Below are 5,276 nucleotides of genomic sequence, written 5' to 3'. Positions count from 1 at the left end.
GCCAGGCATGTGTGTCGGTAAGGGTGCTGAAGGTACACGGCTCATGAAAAAGGGTCCGGGAACAAGGTGACTTTAGGTCAGGGCAAACCTGACGTTTGAACAATCTGGTACTGACCAATAGCCAGATTTTTTCAAAGATCAACGCACAATCTATCCGATAGTTGGATTTTCTATGATCTCTCTCGACGTGTCGATGGGAACACAGGAATATCTTCCGAGAATAGAGGATAAGCCTGAAGATGTCGGCGTCGATACTCATAGCGTTGGGACAAGAACATGTCGGCGGCCTTGTCGAGGAGCACCACGGTACCGCCGACACGTTTGGGATATCTGCAATCCGCCACAGCACTTACCGTGTGATGACCACGTGGCTCGGGGCGGATGTAGATGTGTTTCCGTTCACAGGGTTGTCGGGAACGCGCCCGAATGCTGTGGGTGCGGGACAGCCGAGTTTGGAACTGAGCGAGGACATGGCCGCCTCGATCGTTCAGAACTTTGAAGTTTTCGCTCTGGATGGCTGTCTGGTGATCGAAAGCAGGCCGGGCGGTATCTGGTTTGTCCATCCGCTAGGCCCCCGGGCATTTCTTGGGCTGGCCAGGAATATCGGCGGAACGACAATTTATTATGCAGGCGTGCCGTCGTTCAACTTAGGGACATTCGGGCCATCCACCCGCCCTATCTCGGGCAAGCGCGCAAATTGAGACTATGGCGAGACAATCAATGCTGTTTGTAGACGACGATACAAATTACCACGTGCTACGGCTGCCCCAGGATGCGGCCATGTGGTACTTGGTCAATGCGTTCCTGAAACTCCGAAAGCAGGTTTTCGTTGACCACAAGAAATGGGATCTCGATACGCACGAGGACCTGGAGTTTGAACAATACGATCACCTTGGGACAACCTACCTGATTGCAGAGGACCGTAACACCGGTGAAATTCTCGGCGGGGCACGACTCTTGCGAACCGACACACCGAGCGGCAGCGGGTCAACGCGGCAAATCGACTATTCGTATATGATCAGGGATGCCGTACTCGGTCTGTTGCCAGGACTGCCCCGCGGGATTTGTCAGGGCACGCCACCAAGGGACGCCAATATCTGGGAAGTGACGCGCATGCTTTCCCTCGGCCGTACTGGCGTCGCGGAAGGCATGATACACACCGTAAACCAGTATCTGAATGCAATGGGCGCCAGAACATGCCTGTTCCTAGGCTCACCGGCTTTTTTCCGGATGGGTCGCAAACTGGGCTATGCGCCTCGGATGCTAGGAAACATCGCCGGAAACGAGTCCGGCCGTTTCGTTGCATTTGAATGTGATGTCATCGCCGATCATTCTTTTGGCGAGCAGCATAAAGGCACCAAAGCGCCCGTTGATCTTACAATTGCAGACCATGGCGTCGCAAAATCACACCACCTGACCGATGAAGACGTGATAGCGGCCACGACGTATGAATGGCCAAAGACAGGCAAGGTCGTCACCGTGTGGTTTGAAACCGTTAGGCCTCAGGATTGCAGAGTCATTGAAACGCAGGGTTACGAAAAGTGTTTTGCCTAGGAAATGATCAAGCGGCAAGGATGATGACTCTGTACAGCATGCTCATGGAGTATGATGCGGACGATATCCGATACGCCGTGAATGCAGTCCTCATGTCGCGCACGCCGAATGAGAGGCCGACCGGCACCAAAGTCCACCATTCAGGCGGGCAGAACATGCAAGAGGCCCAGCCAGCAGCAACAGAATAGTCTCGGTCAAGACGGGACGAATGTTTTGAGGACGCCATCCTGAAGTGGTTTTTGCAGCTCCGATGCGATGGTCCAGGGGGCTTGCAGCCAAGTATCCCATTTCTCCGGGTCAGTGAGAATGACTGGCATGGCTTTAGGGTGAATTGGACCGACCTCGGCATTCGGATCGGTCGTCAAAAATCCGAACAGATTGTCTGTCGTCTCGCCATCCTTGACCTTGCGGATCGAAGTCCATACCGGCACATAGATCCCCGCAAAAAATGCGGGGCGCTCGTCTTTCAGGTGAAACCATACGTTTCCTCCCTTGATCGGTTCGGCGAAGGCATCGAAGGGGACAAGACAGCGGTGTTCTGGCGCAAGCCATCGCCGCCAATGCGGTGATCGAGTGTTTCGCACATTGGTCACGCCTCTGTCGGTCTTCTTGCCGACCAGGTACTGCGGCGGAGTCGGCAATCCCCAACGGGCCATGGTGAGTTCCAACCCATCGGAACCTTGGCGGACCACTGGCGCCATCTGATCCGGATAGACGCCGGGCAGGGGCGGCAGGTTCCCTGCATGGTCGATGAGCGGGCGCGGTGAAAAGAGACGCCGCATCGCCTCCTGTGGCTTAAGGCTGCTAAACAGGTTACACACGTCAGGTTCCTCCTCGCGTCCGAAGGGCAGGGCCGGTGACGAATAGACTGATGCCATTGTATCGTCCGCGAGTGGCAGCGGGAAGGCATCCATAAAACGGCCGGCGTCTTCCAGGCAGCGGAAATAGAGCACCATCGCATCGCCGATAAAACAACGGGCGCCAGTGGTGGCATATTCTCCCCGGCCGATCTCGCTATCCAGCCAGCGCCACGGGTCTTCTGATAACGTGGACAGTCCGAACTCTGGGATAAGCACCTTGATCCGCACCGGAAAGGCACGGTCGTCGGTCTTGTACTGTGGGCTGGTTCTGCGACTCATGAAGTAAGAACAATATGTGAACATTATTGTTTCGGAAAGCGCGAATTCAAAGCGCCACTTCTCGACCAGGTTCCAGTCCCACCGTCAAACATCTCGGCGCCTGTCTGCAAGGCCGATCAGGCTGCCAATGAGGTTGAGACCTCCCTGCCGGTGACGCCGCGTCATGGCTCTGAGGTGGCCGCCAGGGTTTCGAACTGGTGTTCTGGGGTGATCAAGATTGGCATCGGTGATGATCACGCAAAGCGCCGCGCGGTAGTCGCCCATTTCCTCGGCCGCCTCATCCCAGGCGGAATGGTTGATGCCAAGCTCCGGCAGGGCGCGGATCGCGGCCGAGACGAAATCCATCACCATCGGCGGTCGCTCACCGCGGGTTTCGATTTCAAGTCGGAGTTGCATGTTTTCACTGCAAAGCGCCAAAAGGCGTTGCGGGCTCAGCTTGGCCAGAAATTCGCTATTGTGCTCGGCGCCGGACGAAGCATGCTTGTTTTCTAAGCAAGATGCGGGGCCTTTAGGCTCCGCATCCGACTGATAAGTGTCCGAGGGCTTGCCCGAGGTCCTTATCCACGCGGCTGCGTTACAAGATCCAGATGCTTCATTGGTTGTATCTTGTATATGAGACCGGAAGATTTCTTCCGGTCCGCCGGAAGAATCATCGCTCTCTTCCACATATCTGTCGAGTTCTCCACAAAGCGCGCGCGCCTCTGCGACATGCTCTTCGAGATCGTCCATGGCGAGGTAGCGAAGCCGTTCCGACGGAGGCCAGGACAAAAACGCATCTCTGACCGCGCAAAGCGTTGGATCTTCCGGGGCGGCGGGATGAAGCTCCATCAGATTGTGGCGGATATGGCGGTAATAGGCGCTGCGCAGACGCACCAGCTCTTTCGTGCGCTGCCGATCCGCCCGCATACGGTCCCGAAGGGCCAGAAGCTCCGGCACACGCTCTACCAGCCGTGAAAAAACTAGGCCGAGGCCGCCATGACGGCTGCGACCGCCATTGGCGGCGGTCCGCTTCTCGACCAGACCAAGCACCTGTGACAGGGCGTGTTCATCGGCGCGCACAGCGCGTTCGGTCTTGCCGAGGGCTGCGGCCAGCTCGGTCTGCGCCATGTAGCAGACCGGTTCGTCTTCGGAGCTGGTCCAGTCGCCTGGACGGGTCTGCCCGATCATGAACAGGAGCGATTGCAGCCGTCGGCCGGAAAGGCCGATGCCACGCGCAACCTCGATCAAAAGCGCTTCGACCTGACCGCGCTGCATGCCCGAGGGAAGGGTAGGGAAAGCGCCAGCATAGCTGGAGCGATAGTAGAGTGCCTGCATGATATTCCTCACTGTGATTGAGCGAGGCAGAGGCCCGGGCAAATCTTCATCGTTCGCATAAATGCGTTTTTTGCTTGCCTGATCTGTGAGGGGGGTGATAAAACCGAAGTCAGATCATGAGACTTACTGGAGAATTGGCGTTCTCTGGTTCATCAGCCCCCCCGGAAGGCCACCGCCTTGCGGGGGTTGTCTTTTGTGATGTGGTCTTCTTCTCCTTTGCGATTCTCTTCAGGACGTCTCCCGATCATACAAGCTATGGCGGTCATGGCCAAAGCCGATGGCAGGTATTGCGTCTTGGGCTAGACCTTGAGTTCGATCCACGGTCCAGGCCGAAACACAGTAGCTCCGTTCGCAAAAACTGCGTTTTTTCCTTGCTCTCAGTGTTGGAGGGGTGATAGAACCGGACCTGAAATCATCTCTGGCCACTTCGGGACTGCAATCCCTAGGTCAAATCAAAGCCCCCCGTGCAGGTTACCCCTCGCGGGGGTTTCGCTTTTTGGGGCTTTCTTTCACTGCTCCTCTCGATTCTTATTGTGATTGACACAGTCTTAACGAAATTGCCCGTCCGTCGCAATTGTAGCGGCTTTGCAATCGCACCTCACAACACCTAGTATGTGACCAGTTCGTGGCCGTGATTGCCCAGATGATCGGTCCATTCGACGCCAACGGCGCGATAAAAGCTTCCTGGCTGGCACACCCGGGACATGTTCATCCATGCGGGCACCGCAGCAGGCGTTGACCTGGTCCAGCGGTAATCGCCTTGGGTACCATAGTCCCCAAGCAGGATCTGATGGACCTCCCGGCAGGTGTTGTGGCGGTTGCTGAGATTGTGGCGGTAGAACTGGACGTGCCAGACCTTGATAGACCGCACGAAATCGAACTCCCGCCCGGAAATGTTGATGTCCGCGCCCTGTCCCACCGCCTGCGCCAGATGAAGCATCGTATCGCGGTCTGAAGCCCTGTTCTGACGCAGGACGGTGGGTGCCGGCTCGGGAGCAGGCTGCTCCGGATGTGGTGGCTTCAGGGCCGGCAAGATGATGTCACCATAGGACTGCCTGCGGGGCAAAGCCCCGCCCGCCGCAATCGTGAAGATACGATCGCTCGGAGAAAGTGTGTCGTCGGGCTGAAAGGACGTGTTCATCGGGCAACGCCAGATTTGAAGCGGCGGCTCAACGGGCCAGGGCGTGATGCGTCGGATGAACTCGGCGCGCGCCCGGGCGCAGGGAACTGAAGAGGGCCATCCTCCCGCGAGACACAGAAGAATGGCGC

General features: G+C 57.1%; 5 protein-coding genes. 2 read left to right on the top strand and 3 right to left on the bottom strand.

Annotated features, from left to right (window positions below; all coding sequences use genetic code 11):
• Nucleotides 1-239 precede the first annotated feature (239 nt).
• Together WBB85_RS03110 and WBB85_RS03105 are read left to right on the top strand one after the other, a co-directional pair.
• Nucleotides 240-701 carry a hypothetical protein gene (locus WBB85_RS03110; protein WP_432637160.1) on the top strand — a complete coding sequence of 154 codons (462 nt, stop codon included), beginning with the start codon at nt 240-242 and terminating at the stop codon, nt 699-701.
• Between the two features lie 19 nt (nt 702-720).
• Nucleotides 721-1,554 carry an acyl-homoserine-lactone synthase gene (locus WBB85_RS03105; RefSeq protein WP_432637159.1) on the top strand — a complete coding sequence of 278 codons (834 nt, stop codon included), beginning with the start codon at nt 721-723 and terminating at the stop codon, nt 1,552-1,554.
• A gap of 194 nt (nt 1,555-1,748) precedes the next feature.
• On the opposite strand, the gene WBB85_RS03100 is transcribed toward WBB85_RS03105, so the two are convergent.
• From WBB85_RS03100 to WBB85_RS03090, 3 genes are all read right to left on the bottom strand, one after another.
• Nucleotides 1,749-2,693, bottom strand: a complete 945-nt coding sequence (locus tag WBB85_RS03100) for an SOS response-associated peptidase (protein WP_432637158.1) — start codon at nt 2,691-2,693, stop codon at nt 1,749-1,751.
• An 84-nt stretch (nt 2,694-2,777) separates the two neighbouring features.
• Entirely contained in the window at nt 2,778-4,007 is a 1,230-nt protein-coding gene (gene repC / locus WBB85_RS03095) for a replication initiation protein RepC (protein WP_432637157.1), read from the bottom strand.
• A 607-nt stretch (nt 4,008-4,614) separates the two neighbouring features.
• On the bottom strand, nt 4,615-5,276 hold a 662-nt coding region (locus WBB85_RS03090; protein WP_432637156.1), incomplete at its 5' end, for a hypothetical protein.

Source organism: Albidovulum sp., assembly GCF_049646345.1.
GTDB lineage: Bacteria > Pseudomonadota > Alphaproteobacteria > Rhodobacterales > Rhodobacteraceae > Albidovulum.
This window is presented reverse-complemented; position numbering and strand designations above follow the sequence as displayed.